Raw genomic sequence first — 248 nt, 5'->3', positions numbered from 1 at the left:
GCGGCCTTCGGAGAGCCGGAAGCGTCGGTGAATCTGGCGCGCGAAGCCGGCGTGAGCATCGCGCAAGGGGCGGGCGGCGCCTACACCGTGGGCGGTGTGGCGAGCAACCCTGCCACGCTGAACAACGGCGAATCGAGAGCCAGCGGTGGGCACTGGACGGTGACGTCGGGGCGAACGCTGGACATCCAGCTCGCCGGCAGCCGCAGCGTGAGCGAAGTAGTGCTGATCGGCAACCCAGGCACGATCGA

The 248-nt window shown here is 69.4% G+C and carries 1 protein-coding gene; it reads left to right on the top strand.

Annotated elements, in window-relative coordinates; genetic code table 11:
- On the top strand, positions 1 to 248 hold a 248-nt coding region (locus VJI94_RS08660), incomplete at both ends, for a hypothetical protein (RefSeq protein WP_324009077.1).

Origin of the sequence: Parvimonas sp. D9 (assembly GCF_035282565.1) — a bacterium.
Classification (GTDB): Bacteria; Bacillota; Clostridia; order Tissierellales; family Peptoniphilaceae; genus Parvimonas; species Parvimonas micra.
The sequence above is the reverse complement of the archived record's forward strand: the minus strand, read 5'-3'. Positions and strand labels throughout refer to the sequence as shown.